This is a genomic window from Curtobacterium sp. PhB190, from assembly GCF_004365385.1.
GTDB lineage: Bacteria > Actinomycetota > Actinomycetes > Actinomycetales > Microbacteriaceae > Curtobacterium.
This window is the reverse complement of the sequence record NZ_SODN01000007.1, coordinates 234,254-255,960: the sequence shown is the minus strand read 5'-3', so window position 1 is coordinate 255,960 and position 21,707 is coordinate 234,254. Positions and strand designations below refer to the sequence as shown.

Annotated in this window: 20 protein-coding genes; 8 read left to right on the top strand and 12 right to left on the bottom strand. The window is 72.0% G+C overall.

Annotated features, from left to right (window positions below; all coding sequences use genetic code 11):
* Positions 1–95: 95 nt before the first annotated feature.
* From EDF47_RS13665 to EDF47_RS13620, 10 genes are all read right to left on the bottom strand, one after another.
* Positions 96–875 carry a putative protein N(5)-glutamine methyltransferase gene (locus EDF47_RS13665; RefSeq protein WP_243698024.1) on the bottom strand — a complete coding sequence of 260 codons (780 nt, stop codon included), beginning with the start codon at positions 873–875 and terminating at the stop codon, positions 96–98.
* A gap of 74 nt (positions 876–949) precedes the next feature.
* Complete coding sequence (locus tag EDF47_RS13660; RefSeq protein ID WP_123294708.1) at positions 950–1,927, bottom strand: ribose-phosphate diphosphokinase; 978 nt, start codon at positions 1,925–1,927, stop codon at positions 950–952.
* A 61-nt stretch (positions 1,928–1,988) separates the two neighbouring features.
* Positions 1,989–3,416, bottom strand: a complete 1,428-nt coding sequence (gene glmU / locus EDF47_RS13655) for a bifunctional UDP-N-acetylglucosamine diphosphorylase/glucosamine-1-phosphate N-acetyltransferase GlmU (protein WP_131878183.1) — start codon at positions 3,414–3,416, stop codon at positions 1,989–1,991.
* 183 nt (positions 3,417–3,599) lie between these two features.
* A complete protein-coding gene (locus EDF47_RS13650; RefSeq protein WP_133938529.1) occupies positions 3,600–4,982 on the bottom strand; it encodes an MFS transporter in 1,383 nt (460 codons plus the stop codon).
* Positions 4,983–5,127: 145 nt separating this feature from the next.
* On the bottom strand, positions 5,128–6,165 hold the full coding sequence (locus tag EDF47_RS13645) for an NAD(P)-dependent alcohol dehydrogenase (protein ID WP_123294705.1): 1,038 nt from the start codon (positions 6,163–6,165) through the stop codon (positions 5,128–5,130).
* A complete protein-coding gene (locus EDF47_RS13640) occupies positions 6,162–7,511 on the bottom strand; it encodes an ROK family transcriptional regulator (protein WP_131845257.1) in 1,350 nt (449 codons plus the stop codon). Before EDF47_RS13640 ends, EDF47_RS13645 begins: the two co-directional genes overlap by 4 nt.
* 153 nt (positions 7,512–7,664) lie before the next feature.
* A complete protein-coding gene (locus EDF47_RS13635; RefSeq protein WP_131845256.1) occupies positions 7,665–8,714 on the bottom strand; it encodes a sugar phosphate isomerase/epimerase family protein in 1,050 nt (349 codons plus the stop codon).
* Positions 8,715–8,784: 70 nt separating this feature from the next.
* The gene (locus EDF47_RS13630; RefSeq protein WP_131845255.1) at positions 8,785–9,885 is read right to left on the bottom strand and encodes a Gfo/Idh/MocA family oxidoreductase; all 1,101 of its coding nucleotides are present in this window, start codon (positions 9,883–9,885) and stop codon (positions 8,785–8,787) included.
* Positions 9,882–10,589 carry a ThuA domain-containing protein gene (locus tag EDF47_RS13625; RefSeq protein ID WP_131845254.1) on the bottom strand — a complete coding sequence of 236 codons (708 nt, stop codon included), beginning with the start codon at positions 10,587–10,589 and terminating at the stop codon, positions 9,882–9,884. Before EDF47_RS13625 ends, EDF47_RS13630 begins: the two co-directional genes overlap by 4 nt.
* A complete protein-coding gene (locus EDF47_RS13620) occupies positions 10,586–11,782 on the bottom strand; it encodes a Gfo/Idh/MocA family oxidoreductase (protein WP_243649839.1) in 1,197 nt (398 codons plus the stop codon). Before EDF47_RS13620 ends, EDF47_RS13625 begins: the two co-directional genes overlap by 4 nt.
* A 97-nt stretch (positions 11,783–11,879) precedes the next feature.
* Between EDF47_RS13620 and xylA the strand changes: the two genes are divergently transcribed.
* The 3 genes from xylA to EDF47_RS13605 are packed head-to-tail and all read left to right on the top strand — an operon-like array spanning position 11,880 to position 15,569.
* The gene (gene xylA / locus EDF47_RS13615; protein WP_111084913.1) at positions 11,880–13,070 is read left to right on the top strand and encodes a xylose isomerase; all 1,191 of its coding nucleotides are present in this window, start codon (positions 11,880–11,882) and stop codon (positions 13,068–13,070) included.
* A 12-nt stretch (positions 13,071–13,082) separates the two neighbouring features.
* On the top strand, positions 13,083–14,552 hold the full coding sequence (locus tag EDF47_RS13610; RefSeq protein ID WP_131845253.1) for an FGGY family carbohydrate kinase: 1,470 nt from the start codon (positions 13,083–13,085) through the stop codon (positions 14,550–14,552).
* A gap of 12 nt (positions 14,553–14,564) precedes the next feature.
* Positions 14,565–15,569, top strand: a complete 1,005-nt coding sequence (locus tag EDF47_RS13605; protein ID WP_131878172.1) for an acetylxylan esterase — start codon at positions 14,565–14,567, stop codon at positions 15,567–15,569.
* A 58-nt stretch (positions 15,570–15,627) separates the two neighbouring features.
* Here EDF47_RS13605 and EDF47_RS13600 read toward each other — a convergent pair whose 3' ends face one another.
* Entirely contained in the window at positions 15,628–16,560 is a 933-nt protein-coding gene (locus tag EDF47_RS13600) for a phosphotransferase (RefSeq protein WP_131845251.1), read from the bottom strand.
* 24 nt (positions 16,561–16,584) lie between these two features.
* Positions 16,585–17,535 (bottom strand): helix-turn-helix domain-containing protein, encoded by a 951-nt coding sequence (locus tag EDF47_RS13595; RefSeq protein WP_111084859.1) that lies wholly within the window; start codon positions 17,533–17,535, stop codon positions 16,585–16,587.
* Positions 17,536–17,789: 254 nt separating this feature from the next.
* Between EDF47_RS13595 and EDF47_RS13590 the strand changes: the two genes are divergently transcribed.
* The 5 genes from EDF47_RS13590 (at position 17,790) to EDF47_RS13575 (ending at position 21,599) form a co-directional block, all read left to right on the top strand.
* Complete coding sequence (locus EDF47_RS13590) at positions 17,790–18,011, top strand: hypothetical protein (RefSeq protein WP_131845250.1); 222 nt, start codon at positions 17,790–17,792, stop codon at positions 18,009–18,011.
* An 81-nt stretch (positions 18,012–18,092) separates the two neighbouring features.
* Complete coding sequence (locus EDF47_RS19875) at positions 18,093–18,254, top strand: hypothetical protein (RefSeq protein WP_165901319.1); 162 nt, start codon at positions 18,093–18,095, stop codon at positions 18,252–18,254.
* Between the two features lie 19 nt (positions 18,255–18,273).
* Positions 18,274–18,870 (top strand): TetR family transcriptional regulator, encoded by a 597-nt coding sequence (locus EDF47_RS13585; protein WP_131845249.1) that lies wholly within the window; start codon positions 18,274–18,276, stop codon positions 18,868–18,870.
* 56 nt (positions 18,871–18,926) lie between these two features.
* Positions 18,927–20,567 (top strand): long-chain fatty acid--CoA ligase, encoded by a 1,641-nt coding sequence (locus EDF47_RS13580; protein ID WP_131845248.1) that lies wholly within the window; start codon positions 18,927–18,929, stop codon positions 20,565–20,567.
* Positions 20,568–20,579: 12 nt separating this feature from the next.
* Positions 20,580–21,599: a glycosyl hydrolase family 18 protein gene (locus EDF47_RS13575; protein ID WP_131878168.1), complete on the top strand. Its 1,020-nt coding sequence runs from the start codon at positions 20,580–20,582 to the stop codon at positions 21,597–21,599.
* Positions 21,600–21,707 lie beyond the last annotated feature (108 nt).

Genomic DNA, 21,707 nt, shown 5'->3' with positions numbered 1-21,707 from the left:
CGCCGGCCGAACCCGCGCGGGTCGAGCCCGTGCGGGTCGAACTCGTGCGGGTCGAGCCCGTGCGGGTCGAACTCGTGCGGGTCGAACTCGTCGGGTCAGACGGGGAGCGTCGCGACGACGCAGGTGCCGTCGACATCGTCGTCCTGCTCGACCACGGCCGTGAACCCGGCGGACACGAACGCCGCGACCGACGCATCTGCCTGCGCCACCGACACCTCGATCACGACCGAACCACCGGGGCGCAGCCACTCCCCCGCTCCTGCGGCGATCCGCCGGTGCAGGTCGAGGCCGTCCGCGCCACCGTCGAGGGCCACGCGGTGCTCGTGCTCACGCGCTTCGACCGGCATCATCGCGATCGACGCCGTCGGGACGTACGGGGCGTTCACCGCGATGACGTCGACGGCGCCGCGGAACCGGTCCGGCAGCGGCGCGAACAGGTCGCCGGCGACGACGATCCCGCGGTCGCCGATGTTCTCGGCCGCGACGTCGACGGCATCCGGGTCGATGTCCGTCGCCACGAGGTCGAGCGCGCCGACCCGGCCGAACAACGCCACCGAGATCGCACCGGCGCCACAGCACAGGTCGACCACGCGGTCGTAGCGCTGCAACCGACGGGCAGCCTGCTCGACGACGACGGTCGTCCGGGCACGGGGGACGAACACCCCAGTGGTCACCCGGATGCGGTGTCCGTCGAAGGCGGCCCAGCCGAGGACGTACTCGAGCGGCTCACCGGCGAGGCGACGCTGGACCAGGGAACGCAGCCGGACTGGTTCACCGTCGCCTGCTTCGAGGAGCAGGTCGGCTTCGTCCTCGGCGAAGACGCTCCCCGCGGCCCGGAGCCGGGCCGCGAGGGCGTCACGCGCGGGATGGGTCACCAACGGTCCGCAGACACGTCACGTCGACGAGACGGTGAGGCGCCGCCGGCTGTGCCCATGGTTCGACGGCTCCGCTACGCTGCGCCGTCGAACATCGACGTGACGGACCCGTCGTCGAAGACCTCGTGGATGGCGCGGGCCAGGAGCGGGGCGATCGGCAGGATCTCGAGACGGTCCCAGCGCTTCTCGACGGGCACCGGCAGGGTGTCGGTGACGACGACACGGTCGATGAACTCGCTCTGCAGCAGCTCGGTGGCGGGGTCGGAGAACACGGCGTGGGTCGCGGCGACGACGACGCCGATCGCGCCGGCCGCCTTCAACGCCTCAGCTGCCTTGGCGATCGTGCGCCCGGTGTCGATCAGGTCGTCGACGAGCAGGCACCAGCGGCCGGAGACGTCGCCGACGATCTCGTGGACCGTGACCTGGTTCGGGACCAGCGGATCGCGACGCTTGTGGATGATGGCGAGGGGTGCACCGAGCTTCTCGGACCAGATGTCGGCGACGCGGACGCGCCCCATGTCGGGAGACACGACCGTCAGCATCGACGGGTCGAGGATCTCGCGGAAGTGCTCGAGCAGCACCGGCATGGCGAAGAGGTGGTCGACCGGGCCGTCGAAGAAGCCCTGGATCTGGGCGGCGTGCAGGTCGACGCTCATGATGCGGTGCGCGCCCGCGGCCTTGAACAGGTCGGCGACCAGGCGGGCCGAGATCGGCTCGCGGCCGCGGCCCTTCTTGTCCTGACGGGCGTACGGGTAGAACGGCGCGACGACGGTGATGCGCTTGGCCGAGGCCCGCTTCAGCGCGTCGACGATGATGAGCTGCTCCATGAGCCACTCGTTGATCGGCGCCGTGTGCGACTGGATGACGAACGCGTCGCACCCGCGGACCGACTCGTCGAACCGGACGTACAGCTCACCGTTCGCGAAGGTCCGGGCATCGGTGGGGACCAGGTCGACACCGAGTTCCTCTGCGATCTCGGCGGAGAGCGCCGGGTGTGCTCGCCCCGAGACGAGGACGAGTCGTTTCTGGCCGGTTGTCTTGATTCCGGACAAGTGCGGTGCTCACTCCCTGACCCGTGTGGGGTCGATGTCGACGACCGGTGGTCGCCAGGATCTATTCGCCGTTCGCGTGCCGAGCAGCCTCGGCCGCCGGTGTGCCGGGTCGGTGTTCCTCGACCCATCCGTCGGTGTTGCGCTGTGGGGCGTAGCTGATCGCGAGCGATCCGGCCGGGACGTCCTTGCGGACCGTCGTTCCGGCACCCGTGTACGCACCGTCACCAATCCTAACCGGGGCGACGAACACGTTGTGCGAGCCTGTACGAACGTGCGAGCCGACCTCGGTGCGGTGCTTGTGCACGCCGTCGTAGTTCGCGGTGATCGTGTTCGCACCGATGTTCGAGTCCTCGCCCACCTCGGCGTCGCCGATGTACGACAGGTGCGGGACCTTGCTGCCGCGCCCGATCTTCGCGTTCTTCGTCTCGACGAAGGTGCCGATCTTGCCCTGGTCGCCCAGGATCGTGCCCGGACGCAGGTACGCGAACGGCCCCACCGAGGCACCGTCACCGATGACCGCGAGGGTGGCGTCGACCCGGTTCACCGTCGCGCCGGCACCGACCTCGGTGTCGCGCAGCGTGGTGTCCGGCCCGACGACGGCACCGGCGGCGATGGCGGTCGCGCCGAGGAGCTGGGTGCCGGGCAGGACCTCGGCATCCGCTTCGATCGAGACGTCGAGGTCGATCCAGGTGGTGGCCGGGTCCTGCACGGTGACGCCGGCGAGCTGGTGTCGGCGGACGATGCGGGCGTTGAGCTCGCGGGCGGAGTCGGACAGCTGCGCGCGGTCGTTGATGCCGGCGACGAGCCACGGGTCGGTGAGCGTGACGACGTCGATGCGCCCGCCTCGCGCACTGATCAGCGCGGGGGCGTCGGTGATGTACTTCTCGCCCTGCGCGTTCGCCGTGGTGAGCGACGGCAGGACCGCCCGGAGGCGCGTCACGTCGAACGCGTAGATGCCCGCGTTCGCCTCGACGATGGCCAGCTGTTCCGCTGTCGCGTCCTTGTGCTCGACGACGCCGACGAACGCGCCGTCAGCATCCCGCACGATCCGTCCGAGGCCGGTCGGGTCCGGGGCGATCGCACTGACGAAGGTCGCACCGTTTCCCCCTCCGGCGTGGGCGTCGACGAGCAGGCGGAGCGACGCCGCGTCGAGCAACGGGACGTCGCCGGAGAGCACCACGACGGCACCGTCGAAGTCGGCGGGGAGCGCCTGGACCGCGACCTCGACCGCGCGGCCGGTGCCGGGGACGTCGTCCTGGTCGACGATGATGGCGTCGGGCGCACGCTCGGTGATCTCCGCTGCGACCAGGTCACGCTCGTGCCGCACGACCACGGCCACGTGCTCCGGCCCGAGGGACGACGCCGTCCGCAGCACGTGCGCGATGAGCGGCAGCCCGGCGAGCCGGTGCAGCACCTTGGGGGTGGACGACTTCATGCGCGTGCCCTGCCCGGCGGCGAGGACGACGACGGCGATGCGCTGGTCGGTCATGGGTCCATCCTGGCGCACCCGCGCTGCGGAGTCCGGTGGAACCGCGGCCCTGTGCAGAACCGTGCGCACAACCGCACCGGGGACGTTCCTTCCCATCGACCTCGGGATGGAAAGCGGGATCGGGCGTACCTGGACGGAACAAACGACCAGCTACGCCCGAAACGACCAGCTACACCCGAACACCTACCCGCGCACCACCCGCGGCTCGGCCTTCACGAACGCCATGAGCACCAGCCCCACGACGAGCACCACCACGATCCCGAGGATCCCGAAGCGCGTCGAGCCGCCGACCGTCACCGCGACACCGAACAGCGCCGGCGCCAGGAACGACGCCGCCCGGCCGGTGGTGGCGTAGAGGCCGAAGAGCTCGCCCTCGCGGCCGGGGGTCGCCAGCCGCGCCAGGTACGCCCGCGACGACGACTGCACCGGTCCGACGAACAACGCCAGGGTCAGCCCCAGCACCCAGAACCACTCCGTCCGACTGCCGACCGCCAGGACGCCGAGCCCGCAGGCAGCGAGGCCGATCAGCGACACCATGATGAGCGCGCGCGAGCCGAAGCGGTCGTCGAGCCGTCCGGACACGAAGGTGGCGACGCCGGCGACGACGTTCGCGGCGATGGCGAACAGGATGACCTGCGAGGCGCTGAACCCGAACACCTGCGCCGCGATGATCCCGCCGAAGGTGAACACCGCGCCGACGCCGTCGCGGAACACCGCGCTGGCGACCAGGAACGCGAGTACGTTCCGCCGTTCGCGCCAGAGCCGGGCGATGTCCCGACCCAGGTCGCGGTAGGCACCGAACACGCCGCCGGTGTGCCGGTGGTCGGGCGCGGCCTCGGGCACGACGACGAAGAGCGGGATCGAGCTGACCGCGAGCCACACGGCGGCGATGCCGATGGCGACGCGGACGTCCCACTGCCCGGTCGCGACGGTGGCCGGCAGCTGCAGGAGTCCGCCGACGACGCCGTCGCCGCGGAAGTCCTGGATGCAGAGCACGAGCAGCAGTACGAGCAGCACGATGCCGCCGAAGTACCCGGCGGCCCACCCGATCGCGGACACCCGTCCGGTGCGCTCCCCTGACGCGACCTGCCCGATCATGGCGTTGTAGCCCACGCTCGCGATCTCGTACGCGACCGTGCCGATGCCGAGCAGCGCCGCCCCGAGCACCAGGTACGGCTGGCTCGGTGCGACGAAGACCATGCCGCCGATGGACAGCACGATGCCGATCGTGGCGATGAGCACGGACCGGCGGCGGTGCCCGGACGAGTCAGCGAGGCGCCCGATCGCCGGGGCCACGAGCGCGACGACGATGCCGGCGATCGTCAGGGCCGTGGAGACCACCGCGGCGTTGTGGGCGAGTTCGCGTTCCACCAACGCCGTGCCCGCGGCGGACGTGTCGGCCACCTTCGCCGGGTCGACGAACGCCCGGCTGGCCAGGTACGTGCTGAACACGAACGTGGTGACGACGGCGTTGAACGCCGCGGACCCCCAGTCCCACAGCGCCCAGGACACGAGCGCGCGCCGGTCGGTGCGCTGCGGCACGACGGCGGCCGGTGAAGCGGTCATGCGCGAACCGTAGCGCGTCCCGGTGACGCACCGGTGGCCCCGTTCCGGGTCACGTGGCGGTCGGGAGGCGCGTGGCGGCCTGGCCACGGGCCTCCCGTCCGCCCTGTGCGGTGTCCAGCACCCGGCGCGCGTCGCGCACGCCGGCTCAGGCGGGCACGCCGCCGGGGTAGACGACCGACTTGAGGGACTCCGGGTCGGTGTCGCTCTCGAGTGCCTCGCGGACCTCGTCGAGGCCGAACCGACCCGTCACGAGCGAGTCGAGGTCGATCTGTCCAGAGGCGACCAGGCCGATCGCGACGGGCCACGTGCCGGTGTAGCGGAAGATCCCGGTGACCGTGACCTCGAGGTTCTGGATGTGCTCGACGGGCAGGGTCATCTCGGAGTTGCCGAGCCCGACGAGCACTGCGGCGCCGGCCGGTCCGACGGCCTTGATGCCGTCGGAGACGGCTCGGGGAGCACCACTGGCGTCGATGAACGCGTCGACCGGTGCGATGTCCGAGGCGACGGACACCACGGTCGGGTCGACGACCTCGGTGGCGCCGTACTGCAACGCACGCTCCCGGCGCTCGGGGACCAGGTCACTGATGACGATCCGGGTGGCGCCGAAGGCCCGCGCCGCCTGGGCGCAGATGATCCCGATCGGACCGGCACCGGCGATGAGCACCGAGGAGCCGGGGACGATGCCGGCCTTGCGGACCGCGGCGATCCCGACGGACAGCGGTTCGAGCAGGGCACCGGCCTCGAACGAGACGGAGTCGGGCAGCACGTGGGCGAACTCGGCCTCGATCGTGACGAACTCGGCGAAGGCGCCGTCGACCGGCGGGGTCGCGTAGAAGCGCATGTGCGGGCAGAGGTTGTAGCGGCCGGCCAGGCACTGCGCACAGCGGTGGCACGGGCGCTGCGGTTCGACGGCGACGCGCTCCCCGACGCGGGCGGGGTCGACGCCCGCCCCGACGGCGGTGATCGTGCCGGACAGCTCGTGGCCGAGGACGAGGGGCTCCTCGACGACGAAGTCCCCGATGCGGCCGTGGCGGTAGTAGTGCACGTCGGAGCCGCACACCCCGACGGCGGCGACCCGGACGAGCACGTCGCCCGGTTCGACCTCGGGCACGGGGCGGTCCTCGACGGTCAGGTCCTGGGTCCCGAGCAGCACGCTGGTGCGCTGGCGCTGGATGGAGGTCATGGGGTTCTCGCTTCCTCGGCCGCGGCGTCGCGGTCGGACGTGGGGGTGGTGGAGCGGTCGGGCGTGTGGGTGGTGGAGCGGTCGGGCGTGTGGGTGGTCGTGGAGTCGGCTGGAGCTGGCCTCGGGACGAGCCGGGCTGCCGTCGGGTCGCGCAGCAGGTCACGGAACCCGAGTTCGGCGGCACCGCGGAGCAGCACGTCGGCACCGAGCGCCGCCGGAGCGATCCGCAGCCGTTCGGTCACGGCGGCCATCGACTGGGCGCGGACCTCGACCTCGATGCGGTCGCCGACGTGCTCGAGCAGCACCCCGAGGAACCCGCCGAGGACGACCACCTCGGGGTTGACGGTGTGGATCGCGTTGCGGAGCGCGGTGGCGAGCGCCGTCACCTGGCGGTCGACCACCCGCTCGACCTCGGGTCGGCGTTGCGCGAGCACCGCGGCGAGCGCGGACGGGTCGTCCGGGGCGACACCGGCCGCCGCGACGAGGGCGTCGCGCGAGGCCTCGGTCTCGAGGCACCCGACGGCCCCGCAGTGGCAGCGGACACCGTTCGCCGCGACGAACGTGTGGCCGAGCTCGCCGGCGTAGCCGTCCGCGCCGCTGAGGGGCCGGGCGGCGCTGATGACACCGCCGCCGATACCGCTCGCGCCGCCGTTGAGGTAGATCAGGTCGTCGACTCCGCGGCCGCTGCCGTACAGGCGCTCCGCCCAGGCACCGGAGTTCGCGTCGTTCGTCGCACGGACCGGCAGGCCGGTGCGCTCGGCGAGGGGACGGGCGATCGGTTCGTCGTGCCAGCCCAGGTGGGGCGCGGAGCGGACCACGCCGTCCTCGACCCGCACGGTCCCGGGCACGGCGACGCCGATGCCGGCGATCCGGGCGGGTGCGGCGTCCCCGGCGACCAGCTCGTCCAGGAGTCCGGCGATGGTCTCGACTGCCTGGGCAGCGGTCGGGGCCGAGCGACTCGACGCCACCGCACGGTCGCGCACGCTGCCGTCGAGCCCGACCAACGCGACGGTGACGGCGTCCACCTCGACCGTGACGGCGACGGCGACCACCTCGGCGGCAGCACGAACGACGGGGCTCGGACGGCCGACGCCTGCGGTCGCGCCGCTCGTCGTGCCTCCCGTGCCGCCGGTCGTGCCTCCCGTTGCAGGGACGTCCTCGTGCACGAGTCCGCGCTCCACCAGTTCACCGACGAGCGTGAGCGTGGTCGACCGGTTGAGTCCGGTGCGTCGGGTGATCTCGGCGCGGGTGATGGGACCGTCCTCGTGCACCAGGCGGAGGACGCGCGCAGCGTTGCCGCGTGTCGGGGTCTGCGCGACGACGGGTGCCGCTGTCAGGCGAGCCATCGGGTCCTCTCGGTCGTGCTCCGTGTGTGCTGGCCCATCCTCGCGTGTTCGGTCCTTCCCAGAACGCCCGCGATGGGAAGCGGGATCGGGCACACCTTGTCGAAACGAACGACCAGGTACGCCCGGATCGGCAGGTACGCCCGGAACCGCCGGTCACCGCGACTGCGAGAACGCGGCGTCGAACGAGGCCTCCGGCGGCGCGATCGTGCCGAGCTGCCGCACGAACGCCAGCGCCTCGGGTCCTCCGACGAGTCGGTCCATGCCGGCGTCCTCCCACTCGACACTGGTCGGGCCGGTGTACCCGATGTGGTTCAGCACGCGGAACACCCGCTCCCACGGCACGTCACCGTGTCCGGCGGTCACGAAGTCCCAGCCGCGGCGCGGGTCGCCCCACGGCAGGTGCGAGCCGAGCCGGCCGTTGCGCCCGTCGAGCTGCTTCACCGACTCCTTGCAGTGCACGTGGTACACCCGGTCGGCGAAGTCGAGCAGGAACGCGGCGGGGTCGAGGTCCTGCCAGACGAAGTGGGAGGGGTCGAAGTTGAACCCGAACGCCGGCCGGTCCGCGAAGAGCTCGAGCGTGCGCTTGGCGGTCCAGTAGTCGTAGGCGATCTCGGACGGGTGCACCTCGAGCGCGAAGCGGACCCCGACCTCCTCGAACACGTCGATGATCGGCAACCACCGGTCGTGGAAGTCCTGGTATCCGGCGTCGATCATGCTCGGCGGGACCGGCGGGAAGCCCGCGACGGTCTTCCAGATCGACGACCCGGAGAACCCGGTGACGGTGTCGACCCCGAGTGCCGCTGCGGCGCGTGCGGTCCACTGGAGCTCCTCGGCGGCACGCTGTCGGACACCTTCGGCCTCGCCGTCGCCCCAGACGTGCGGCGGCAGGATGTCCTCGTGCCGCTGGTCGATGGGGTCGTCGCACACGGCCTGGCCGACCAGGTGGTTCGCGATGGTCCAGACCCGCAGCCCGTTGCGTTCCAGGATCGCCTGCCGCTCGGCGACGTACGCCGGGTCCGTCGCGGCGCGCCGGACGTCCAGGTGGTCGCCCCAGCAGGCGATCTCGAGTCCGTCGTACCCCCAGTCGCCGGCGAGCCGGGCGACCTCCTCGAAGGGCAGGTCGGCCCACTGTCCGGTGAACAGCGTGACCGGCCTGGAGGCCCGGGTCGGCTCCGCCTGGTCGCTCGCGGCCGTCGTCGTCATCGTCGTCGTCCTTCCGTGCGGTGGTCGGGGTCCGTGCTGTGTTCGAGGTGCGTGCTGTGGTCGAGGTGCGTCACCACGACCCGGGTGCGGACCCGGCGGGGACGGTGGCGGGGCGGTCGACGCGCGAGTGCACGTCGACGACCGCGTGGTCGCGGGCCGCGGCCGAGACGGCCTCCATGACCTCGAGCACGTGGAACGCGAGGTCGCCGGAGGCCCGGTGCGGACGGTCCGTGGTGATCGCGTGCGCCAGGTCGGCGAGCCCGTAGCCGCGACCGGCGTCGGCGTACCCGGCGGAGACCGGCAGCTCGCGCCACTCGCGGTCGTCCGCCGTCGCGATCGACACCGGGTCCGAGAACCGGTTCGGGTCCGGCACACCGAGGGTGCCGGCCGTGCCGTACACCTCGAAGAGCGGTGCTCGGGTGGCCCAGACCTCGAACGAGACGGTGACGGTCGAGACGACGCCGTTCTCGTGTTCGAGGATCGCGACCACGTGGGTGTCGATGTCGACCGGGATCGACGTGCCGGCGTTCGGTCCGGTCGCGACGGTCCGCTCGCGGGTGGAGCGGGTGGCACTGCCGCTCACCCGGACGACCGATCCGAAGAACGTGACGAGGCTGGTCAGGTAGTAGGGGCCCATGTCGAGCAGCGGGCCACCACCGGGCTGGTAGTAGAACGCGGGTGCCGGGTGCCAGAGCTCGTGGCCGGGGGCGCTCCAGGCGACGGCCGCGCCGACCGGGGTGCCGATCAGGCCGTCGTCGAGGGCGGCCCGCGCGGTCTGGATGCCGGTGCCGAGCACGGTGTCCGGGGCGCTGCCGACCCGCAGGCCCGCGGCTCGGGCGGCCTCGAGCACCGGTTCGGCCTCGGCCGTGGACATCGCCAGGGGCTTCTCGCCGTAGACGTGCTTGCCCGCGGCGAGCGCCCGGGTCGCGACGTCGGCGTGGGCGGCGGGGATCGTCAGGTTGAGCACCACGTCGACGTCGTCGGCCGCGAGCAGCTCGTCGACGCTCGTGCCGCGCACGCCCTGCGCGGCGCCGACCGCCTGCGCCCGGTCGACGTCGAGGTCGGCGACCGCGACGAGCGACAGGCCGGGCAGGGCCGGGAAGTGTTCGAAGTACTGCTGGCTGATCACGCCGACGCCCACCACCCCGACGCGGAGGACGGGTTCGTTCATCGTGCTGCCCACAGGAGGCCCCTCTCGATGATGGTGCGGAGTGGCTGCGACTCGACGACCTCGAGGCGGTGCCCGGGTGCGGAGACGAACACGCGGCCCTCGCCCCACTGCCGTGTCCAGATCGCCGGGGCGGTGACCGGTCGGTTCCAGGCGTCGAAGTCGCGCGCTTCCTGCGTGGTGGTCGCGAGGACGTCGTTGTACTCGTCGGACAGCACCCAGTACTGCTCGGTGACGAGGTCGAAGTCCTCGATGCCCTGCGTGATCGGGTGCGATCGTCCGAGGTCGGTGAGGTGCACCGTGTACGGGATGTAGTTGTCGGACTGCTCCCCGACGCGCTCGTCGGGGTGCTTGCCGGCGTGGTGGGCGAACTGGCCGCCGACCATGTGCAGGTAGTCGGCGGTGTTCCGGAACGCGTCCGCGATCCCGCCGTGCCAGCCAGCCAGTCCGGCGCCGTCCAGTACCGCGCGCTGCAGCCCGGCGAACTCGTCGTCGGCGATGGTCGACATGGTGACGACCTGCACGATCAGGTCGACCTCGGCCATGACGGACGCGTCGGCGTAGACGGCCGTCGAGTCCGACACCCGGACCGCGAACCCGTTGTCGCGCAGGAACGGGACGAACAGGTCGGTGGTCTCGACGGGCTGGTGGCCGTCCCAGCCCCCGCGGACGACGAGCGCCTGGCGTGTGCCGTCGGCGGCGGTCACGCGGTCACCGTCCAGCTGCTGCCGTCGGCGGCGCTGCGTTCGACGGCGTCGAGCACGCGCTGCACGTGCAGGCCGTCCTCGAACGAGGGCGACGGGTCGGTGCCGGCCACGATCGCTTCGACGAAGTCCTTCACCTGGTGGCTGAAGGTGTGCTCGTACCCGATGAGGTGTCCGGTCGGCCACCATGCCGCCATGTAGGGGTGCTCGGGTTCGGTGACCAGGATGCGGCGGAAGCCCTGCTCTCCCGCGGGTGCCGATGACTCGTACAGCCGCAGTTCGTTCATGGACTCGAGGTCGAACTGGATCGCGCCTTCGGACCCGCTGATCTCGAGCGTCAGGCCGTTCTTCCGGCCGGTGGCGTAGCGCGTGGCCTCGAACGTGCCGATCGCGCCGTCGGCCGCACCGCCGCCGAGTCGGGCGGTGAAGAACGCGGCGTCGTCGACGGTGACCTGCCCGCGCTCGCTCGACGCCGTGCCGGAGAGTCCGACGCCGTCGGCGAGCAGGGGGCGCTCGGTCACGAAGGTCTCGAGCAGACCCGACACCCGGGTGAGCTCGGCGCCGGTGACGTGCTCGACGAGGTCGATCGCGTGCGCGCCGATGTCGCCGAGCGCACCGGAACCGGCGAGCTCCTTGTCGAGGCGCCACGTCATCGGGCCGTCCTCGTCGGCGAGCCAGTCCTGCAGGTAGAGCGCGCGGACCTGGCGCACGGTGCCGATCCGGCCGTCCTGCACGAGCTGTCGGGCGAAGGCGATGGCCGGCACCCGGCGGTAGCTGAACCCGACCATGGCGCGGACCCCGTGCGCCCGGGCGGCTGCGGCAGCGGCGGTCATCGCCTCGGCCTGTTCGACGGTGTTGGCGAGCGGCTTCTCGCACAGGACGTGCTTGCCGGCCTCGAGCGCGGCGATCGCGATCTCGACGTGCGACGAACCGGGCGACACGATGTCGACGACGTCGATGTCCGGGTCGGCCACGACGGCGCGCCAGTCGGTCGACGCAGCCTGCCAGCCGTACTGCACGCGAGCGGCCTCGGTGCGTTCCGGGTCGCGCCCGACGATCACCGCCATCTCGGGCTCGACCCCGAGGTCGAAGAACCTGGGGGCGGTCCGCCACGCCTGTGAGTGCGCGGCTCCCATGAAGCCGTGTCCCACCATGGCGATCCGCAGTCGTTGCTGCGCCGTCGAAACACTTGCCATCCGCTCGCTCCTTTGCGATCACGTCCTTGCCACAGCCAACACTACCGCTTATGTTGGGCGCGGCAACATTTTGTTTCGACGACGAACGGTGACCACCATGGCAACGACGCCCACCCGTGCAGACAAGTTCTCCTTCGGTCTCTGGACCATCGGCTACAACGGCTCCGACCCCTTCGGCGGGCCGACCCGTCCGGCCCTCGACGTGGTCGAGGCGGTCGAGAAGCTCGACGAGCTCGGCGCCTACGGCCTGACCTTCCACGACGACGACCTGTTCGCGTTCGGCTCGACCGACGCCGAGCGGCAGACGCAGATCGACCGCCTCAAGGGTGCGCTCGACTCCACCGGCCTCATCGTGCCGATGGTGACGACGAACCTGTTCTCCGCACCCGTGTTCAAGGACGGCGGCTTCACCTCGAACGACCGGCAGGTCCGCCGCTTCGCACTCCGCAAGGTCCTGCGCAACATCGACCTCGCCGCCGAGCTCGGTGCGTCGACGTTCGTGATGTGGGGCGGCCGCGAAGGCTCCGAGTACGACAGCGCGAAGGACGTGCAGGCCGCACTCGAGCGCTACCGCGAGGCCGTCAACCTGCTCGCCGACTACGTCACCGACAAGGGCTACGGCATCCGCTTCGCCATCGAGCCGAAGCCGAACGAGCCCCGCGGCGACATCCTGCTGCCGACCCTCGGCCACGCGATCGCCTTCACCGAGACCCTCGAGCGCCCCGAGCTGTTCGGCATCAACCCCGAGGTCGGCCACGAGCAGATGGCGGGCCTGAACTTCACGGCCGGCATCGCCCAGGCGCTCTACCAGGGCAAGCTCTTCCACATCGACCTCAACGGTCAGCGCGGCATCAAGTACGACCAGGACCTGGTGTTCGGCCACGGCGACCTGCAGAACGCGTTCTCGCTCGTCGACCTGCTCGAGCACGGTTCGCCGCAGGGTGGCCAGGCCTACGACGGCCCGCGCCACTTCGACTACAAGCCGAGCCGCACCGAGGACATCACGGGCGTCTGGGACTCGGCGGCCGCGAACATGCGCATGTACCTGCTCCTCAAGGAGCGCGCGCAGGCCTTCCGCGCCGACCCCGAGGTGCAGGCCGCGCTCGAGGCCTCCAAGGTCGGCGAGCTCAGCACGCCGACCCTGAACGACGGCGAGTCTTACGACGCCTTCCTGTCCGACCGCTCGGCCTACGAGGACTTCGACGCCGACGCGTACTTCGGCGGCAAGGGCTTCGGCTTCGTCCGACTGCAGCAGCTCGCCATCGAGCACCTGCTCGGCGCGCGCTGACAGGCTGCGGGGATGACACAGCTCGTCGCCGGCGTCGACTCGTCGACCCAGTCCTGCAAGGTCACGATCCGCGACGCGGCGACGGGTGCCGTCGTCCGTGAGGGACGTGCCGCCCACCCGGACGGCACGTCCGTCGATCCCCGCCACTGGTGGGACGCCCTCGGCACCGCGGTCGCGGACGCCGGCGGGCTCACCGACGTCGGCGCCGTCGCGATCGCCGGGCAGCAGCACGGCATGGTCGCGCTCGACGCCGACGGTCACGTGGTCCGCGACGCCCTGCTCTGGAACGACGTGCGCAGTGCGGATGCGGCCGCGCAGATGGTCGAGGAGATCGGACGGGAGGCCTGGGTCGCCCGGACGGGACTGGTCCCGGTGGCATCGTTCACCGGTACCAAGCTGCGGTGGCTCCGCGACGCCGAGCCGGACAACGCCGGCCGCGTCGCAGCCGTCGCGCTCCCCCACGACTGGTTGTCGTGGCGGCTGCGCGGGTACGGCCCGGCCGACGAGAGTCCGCTCGGCCCCGACCTCGACGCACTCGCCACCGACGCCTCGGACGCCAGCGGCACGGCCTACTGGGACCCGGTGCGCCGGGAGTACGACCCGGAGCTGTTCGAACTCGCGCTCGGTCGCCCGATGCGCGTCGCCGGCTCCGAGCCGACCGCGGACACGGTCGTCGTGCCGCGCGTGGTCGCCCACGACGAGGCGATGGGGACGCTCGACGTCGACGTCACGCTGCCGAACGGCGCGGTCGCACCGTCCGGACTGGTCGTGGCCGCCGGACTCGGCGACAACGCCGGTGCGGCGCTCGGACTCGGACTCGCTCCCGGGGACATCGCGGTGTCCCTGGGGACCAGCGGGACCGTCTTCGGCGTCACCGCGACCGAGGTCCTGGACCCGAGCGGGACCGTGGCGGGCTTCGCCGACGGGACCGGGTCGCGCCTCCCGATCGTCACGACGCTCAACGCAGCCCGCGTGCTCGAGGTGATCGGCGGCCTGCTCGGCGTGGACCACGACGCGCTCGGTGAGCTGGCGCTGCAGGCGCCGGCCGGGGCCGACGGCCTCGTGCTGGTGCCGTACTTCGTCGGCGAGCGCACGCCCAACCGGCCGGACGCGACCGCGTCACTGCTCGGGATGACCCCGGGCACGACCGACCGACCGCACCTGGCGCGCGCCGCGGTGGAGGGCATGCTCTGTGCCCTGGCCGACGGGCTCGCCGCGGTCGAGGGGACCGGCGTGACCGTGTCACGACTGCTGCTCATCGGCGGGGCCGCGCGGAACGAGGCTGTCCGGACCGTCGCGGCGCAGGTGTTCGGGCGCGACGTGCTCATCCCGGAACCCGGCGAGTACGTGGCGTCCGGGGCCGCGCGTCAGGCAGCCTGGGCGTTGACCGGCGCGCTGCCGTCGTGGGACATCGCGACGACGACCGTGCCGGCGGACCCGCACCCCGAGGTGCTCGAGCAGTACCGCGCCGCAGCGCGCTGACCGAGGAGACCCATGGCACGCACCGACCTCCCGCTCGACGAACTCCGTCGCCACCGACCCGAGGTCCGGCGACCGGCCGACTTCGACGCGTTCTGGGCGGACACGATCACCGCGGCCCGGGCGGCCGGAGCGGAGACGGCTCCCGTCCTCGCTCCGGCCGACACCCCGGTGACCGGACTCGTCGTCGAGGACCTGACGTTCCCGGGGTTCGCCGGCGATCCGGTGCGCGCCTGGGTCTCGCGACCGCTGGCCGGTCGTGACACGGCGATGCCCGTCGTGGTCGAGTTCCTCGGCTACGGCGGCGGCCGCGGGCGCCCCGGCGAACGCGTGCACTGGGCCCTCGCCGGGTACGTGCACGTCGTCATGGACACCCGTGGCCAGGGCAGCGGGTGGGCCGGCGGCGACACCCCCGACCCGCACGGCTCCGGACCGCACGCGAGCGGGTGGATGACGAGCGGCATCGGATCCCCCGCGGACCACTACTACCGCCGGGTGTACACCGACGCCGTCCGCCTGGTGGATGCCGTGCGGACGCTGCCCGGTGTCGACCCGTCACGCATCGCCCTGACCGGCGGCAGCCAGGGCGGGGGCATCGCCATCGCCGCAGCTGCCCTCGTGGAGGCCCACGTCGGACCGATCACCGCGGTGCTGCCCGACGTCGCGTTCCTGTGCGACTGGGAGGGCGGCACCGACATCGCCGTCGGGGGCCCGTACCTGGAGCTCGCGACCTACCTGTCCGTGCACCGCGACGCAGCCGACACGGTGTGGGACACCGCGGCGTACTTCGACGGGGTGAACCACGCCGCCGGCATCACCGCCCCGGCGCTGTTCTCCGTGGCCCTGATGGACGACGTCGTGCCGCCACGCACGACCTTCGCCGCCTTCAACGCACTCGGGGCGGACGACACGCACGCGCCGGCCGACCGTGAGATCGAGGTCTACCCGTACAACGGGCACGAGGGTGGCGGCTTCCGGCACTGGGAACGGCAGGTGGCGTTCCTGCGCGCACGGGCGTGACGGCGACGGCCGCGTAGCGTGACCGACGACCACCCGGGCCGCCGCGGTCGCTCGCCGCTCACTCCCCCGAAGCGCGCTCGATCCGCTCGAGATGCTCGACGCGCTCGAGACCGCCCCGGCACCGGTCGACGTACTCGGCGTACAGGTCCGGCCGCTGCTCCCGCGCCCACCGGGTCACGTCGACGAGGTGCAGCGCGGTGAGCGACGCCAGGATCGCGTGGTCAGCCGGAGTGGCCAGCCCGGCGGCAGCGATGAACTCGTCGTACTCGGCCCGCGAGATCGTCGCGTCGACGAACGCCCACTCGAACACCCGACGAGCGTCGGTCCACGGTGACGGACCGGTCTCGGCAGCGCCCCAGTCGATGAGCACGGGCGCACGACCCGGTCCCCGTGCGATCAGGTTCCGCGGTGCCAGGTCACCGTGTGCGAGTCCGAACGCGAAGTGCTCCGCGGCCAGCCGCTCGAAGTGCCTCCGGAGCGCGCCGGCCGAGTTGTAGGCGCCGTCCCGGCGGAGTGGATCGTCCGCGACGAGCGCTGCGCTGTTGTAGGCCAGGTGCGCCGACCACGCCCGAGCCAGGTCGGTGCCGAAGCGGGTGAACAGCGACGCCGGCGCCGCGCCCAGGTCGATCGAGGCGACGGTGCGGGCGAACGAGCCGAGCCACGTCCAGGGGTGATCGATCGGCCGCGGGTCGGGTTCGACGTACTCGGACACGATGAAGGGGACGCCGTCCTGGACACCGTGGCCGAGGGTCCGAGCGACGGCGATGCCCGCTGCGGCAGCCGCTCGCGCGGCCCACGCCTCGACGGGGAACTCGTCCGAGCGCAGGGCGTCGACGGGGAACCGCACGACGACGTCGGCACCGACCGCTCGCCGCACCCGGTACGTGTGGTTCACGGATCCGCCCAGCAGCCGTTCGGCCTGGTCGTCCGAGCTCCCGACGGCACGAAGGACCGCGTCCAGTCGGTGGCGGTGGGTGTCGTCGTCGAGCACGCACCCATCATGGCCGTCGGGGTGTCACGCCCGCCGCATCGTGTCCCGGGGGTACTCGCCGTGGCGCTCGAGGTAGGCGGCAGAGAACCGACCAGCGTGGGCGAACCCCCACTGCCGGGCGACGTCGGCGATGCTCGTCCCCGCCGGGTCGGCGTGCACGAGCTCGTCGCGCACCCGGTCGAGACGGACCCCGCGCAGGTAGCCGTTCGGGCTCACCCCGAGCTGCCGCTGGAACGCCTGCTGCAGGGCACGCAGGCTCAGGGAGGCCACCTCGGCCAGGTCGGTGCTCGTGATCGGCAGGTGGGCGTGCTCGTGCACGTACTCGACGGCCCGGCGGATGTGCGCGTTGCGCGGGAGCAGCAGTTCGTCCGGCAGCGTGGCCGAGACGACCGGGTACAGCTCGAGCAGCGCCAGCGCCCCCAGCCGGCCCATCTCCGCCTGCAGCAGCGGTGAGACCTGCCGGTCGAGCACCGTGTGCGAGATGAGCTTGACGGTGTTCCGCCACATCGTCACGGCCCGGTCGTCGGGTTGCACGGTGTGGTCGAGCTGCACGCCGCCCGACGCCGCGCCGCGCTCGCCGGCGACCTCCTCGAGCGATGCCCGGTTGATCTGCACGAGACGCTGGTCGTAGTCCTGGTACGTGAACGCGGCGCCGTCCTGCGGCCACAGCTGCGGCCGGCCCACGGCGCTCACGAGGCGGTCGTCACCCTCGCCGATGAAGCCGGTACCCCGGGTGATCCACTGCACGACGAAGTCGTCCGACGGCGTCATGACGCCGTCGAGGTGCCCGTCGAACCGGATCGCGCGCAGCGTCATCGTCGAGTCGCCGACAGCTGAGTACCGGAAGGTGAAGGGCTGCGCGGTCGTCTCGGCGCGCCACTCGGAGGCGTCGTACGCACCGACCAGGAAGTCGCGTGCTTCGTCGACGTCGGCGGACCGGACGTCGTCCTGCACGCGAGCTCGTTCGTCTGTCATCGGTTCACCGAGAGCAGTGTGACCGAACGGACGCGCGTCGTCCGTGTCGCTGTCCGAGAAGCGCTACCGACGATCGTCGGCGCGCGGACCGGATGCTCGTGGCGACGGGACGATGTCCGGATTTCGACCGCCGGGCCGCTCACGACATCCGCGATCCGTCGAGTCGTCGGTCCTGGTGCACACCGACGACCCCGCTGATCGTACGGTCGTCTCATCCGGCGGCAACGGGCCGCTCAGGAGAACACGAGGACGACATGACCGCCGCGACCGCAACCCCGGTCCACCCGATCAGCGCACCCAAGCTGGCCTTCGAAGCGACGGCGGTCACCAGCCGGCGCAACCGCCACCGGGGCTTCTTCAGCGAGCTGCGGGACGCTCAGCGACAGCGCACGCTGCAGATCGCCGCGGTGAGCACCGGCATCGTCTCGGTGAGCGTCCTCGCGTCGGCCGCCGCCGTGCTCGGACTCTCCGCGTGATCCGCGAGGGATCAGCGGTCGAGGACGTCCGCACCCAGGCCATCGACATGACCGCCCTCTTCGCAGAACAGGAACGCCACGATGCCTGAACAGCGCACGCTCGAACAGCTCCGCCGCAACCCGGTCGAATGGCGCCGACGCGGCCTGACGCCGCCCGCCGATCTCGACGAGATGGTGCAGGCCCGCCTCACCGCCCACATGGGCCACGCCGACCCGTCCTACGCCGACTTCTTCGCAGCCTGAACCCCGACCCCACTTCCCCATGACGCTCCTCACACTCACGCCCCCGGCCGTCGAGACGACCGCGCAGCGCACCGCATCCAAGGCCGCCGATGACCTCTTCACGGCGCACGGCGTGATCCCGGTGCGTTTCGAGGACGTCGCCGCGCACGCGGGCATGAGCGTGGACGAGCTGACGGCGGCCTACCCGTCCAAGCAGGCGCTCGTGGTGGCGGTCCTGCGACGCTGGCACGGCGCGTGGCGTCGGGCCCTGGACCACATCGCCACCACCTCGGCGGATCCCCGCGATGAGATCCTCGGCATCTTCAGCTACTTGGAGGAGTGCTTCGCGGACGAGGGGTGGCGCGGCTGCGCGTTCATCAACGGGCACGCCGAGCTCGGACGGCAGGACGTGGAGATCGCCGCGCTCGCAGCCGAGCACTTCCGCGACGTCGAGAGCCACCTCACGTTGCTCTGCACCCGTGCGGACATGCCGGCGCACATCGCCGAGACCCTGTCGCTGCTGGTCGAGGGTGCCCGGGTGGAGTCAGCCGTGCAGGGGTCGGCCAAGCCGGCCCGGAGCGCACGGCTCGGTGCGGCCATGATCATGTCGGTGTTCGAGGAGCGCACGACGTTCTGACCGGCGGCCGGACGTATGATCCGGGGAACCACTCGTCACCGAAGACGGAGACCGGAATGACGCGCACCGAGCCCACCACCGCCGCTCACCACGGCACCCCCAGACCGACCCGAGCCACCGCCTCGGTCGCCGCGATCCTGGCCGAGTCCGCCGCGCGGTACCCGGACGACGTCGCCGTGATCGTCGGCGACCACCGCACCACGTACGCCGAGCTGTGGTCGGAGACCCTGGCGTACGCCGGAGCGCTCCGGGCCCGCGGGGTCACCGAGGGATCGCGCGTGGCGATGCTCGTGCCGAACGTCGCGGACTTCGCCCGCGTCTACTACGCCACCCTCGCACTCGGCGCCGTCGTCGTCCCCGTCCACGCGCTGCTCAAGCGGCGCGAGATCGAGTACCTGCTGCAGGACAGCGGCGCCATGCTGCTCGTCTGCGCTGCCCCGCTGCTCACCGAGGGCGCGGCCGGTGCCGAGCTCGCCGGCGTCGACGTCATCACCGTGCTCGCACCGGCCGACCACGACGACCACGACGGCCACGACGGCCACGACGGCCCGGACCGCCTCGAGGCCCTGGCCGCGGCAGCCGAACCCCTCGACACCTACGTCCCCCGCGACCCCTTCGACACCGCGACGATCCTGTACACGAGCGGGACCACCGGCAAGCCGAAGGGTGCAGAGGGCTCGCACTTCGCCCTGCTCGAACAGGTCAACACGAACCTGATGAGCACCTTCGACATGCACCGCGGCGACGTCCTGCTCGGGGCACTCCCGCTGTTCCACACGTTCGGTCAGACCTGCACGATGAACACCGGGTTCCGCGCCGGCGCCACCATCGTGATGCTCCCAAAGTTCGACGGCGACGCAGCACTTTCGGCGATGGTCGAGCACGGCTGCGAGATCTTCATGGGGGTGCCGACGATGTACATGGCACTGCTCGACGCCGCGACCCGGAACGACGCCCGCCCGGACCTGCGCTACGCGATCTCGGGCGGGGCGTCGTTGCCGTTGGCCGTCCTCGAGCGGTTCCAGACCGTGTTCGACGCGCCGATCCACGAGGGCTACGGACTGACCGAGACGTCACCCGTGGCCACCTTCAACCACGTCGGCCGCGCACCACGACCGGGAACGATCGGGACGCCCGTGTGGGGTGTCGACGTCGAGATCGCCGACCCGGCCACGCCCGACGCGATCGTGCTGCTGCCGCACGGCGAGATCGGCGAGCTCGTCATCCGCGGGCACAACCTGATGAACGGGTACCTGGACCGGCCGGAGGACACCGACGCGGCGATTGTCGACGGCTGGTTCCGCACCGGCGACCTCGGCACGAAGGACGACGACGGGTTCCTGACGATCGTCGACCGCACGAAGGACATGATCATCCGCAACGGCTACAACGTGTACCCGCGGCAGGTCGAAGAGGTGCTGGCGACGCACCCGGACGTCACCATGGCGGCGGTCTTCGGCGTCCCGCACGAGCTGCACGGCCAGGAGATCGAGGCCGCCGTGGTGCTCCGTGCCGGTGCGACCGTCAGCCCCGACGAGCTCGTCCACTTCGTGTCCGACGAGATCGCGGCGTACAAGTTCCCGCGGGTCGTGCACGTGGTCGACGCCCTGCCCCTCGGACCGAGCGGCAAGGTCCTGAAGCGGACGCTGGTCGAGCAGTTCAGCACACCGGTCGACGCGGCGACTGCTCCGGCCTGACACACTCGGAGCGTGATCACCAGGCCGCGTTCCGTCCTCCTCGCCGCTGTCCTGACCGCGGGCCTCGTCCTGACCGGCTGCACGGGCCCCGCGAACGCCGAGTCCGGCACCCCCGACTGGTTCGACGTCACGGGCTTCCAACCAGAGGGGGCGGATCCCGCGCTGATCGACGGCAACGCACCGGCGATGGACGTCGTCGGCGTCGACGGGCTGCTGCTGAGCCGGACCGGCACGCGCGTCAGCACCCCCTCCCGCGAGGCGAGGACGCAACGCAACCGGGCGCACGCCCGCGGGCTCGAGGCGCAGCTGCTCGTCAGCAACTACGCCGACGGCGACTTCAGCGAGCCGATCGCCCGGAGGATGCTCCGGTCCCCCGCCAACCGGTCCCACGTCGTCCGCGCGCTCGCGACCGACGTGCGATCCGGCGGGTGGGACTCGGTCATGATCGACCTCGAGGCGTTGACCGCGGCCGACACGGCGGGGTTGACGGCCTTCGCGCGGGAGCTCCGTGCGGCGGTCGGCGACGACGTCCGGCTCGACATCGCCCTGTCGGCGTCGACGACCGCGGCCGGGTACGCGCGCATGGGGTACGACGTCCGGGCACTCCGCGCTCCGCTGGACCACCTCACACTGATGGCCTACGACCAGCACGGCCCGTGGGAGCCGGACGCACCGGGGCCGGTCGGGTCGTTGCCCTGGGCGTCGAAGTCCGCCAGGGCGCTCGCCACCCTCGCGCCCGCCGACCAGATCGTGCTCGGCGTCGCCGGGTACGGCTACCACTGGAAGGGGCCGCGACCGGCGGGGCAGCTGTCCGACGACCAGGCCCGTCGTCGCGTCCGGAAGGCCGGCGTCACCCCGACCTGGAACGCGACAGCGGGCGAGTGGACGGCGACCCTGCCCAGCGGCGAGGTGCTCTGGTGGTCCGACGCGCGGTCGCTGCGCGAGCGCGTGGCACTCGCCGAGCGGCTCGGCCTGACCGGGGTGGCCGTCTGGTCCCTGGACCTGTCGGACACGCTGGACACGGTGCACTGACGGCGACCGACGAACGGACGGGAGGCCCGGTGCGGGCCCGCCACGGGCCTCCCGTCCGCCGCCGCACGACGCAACTGCCGTGGCGGGCTTGACAGCGTCGGCTAATGG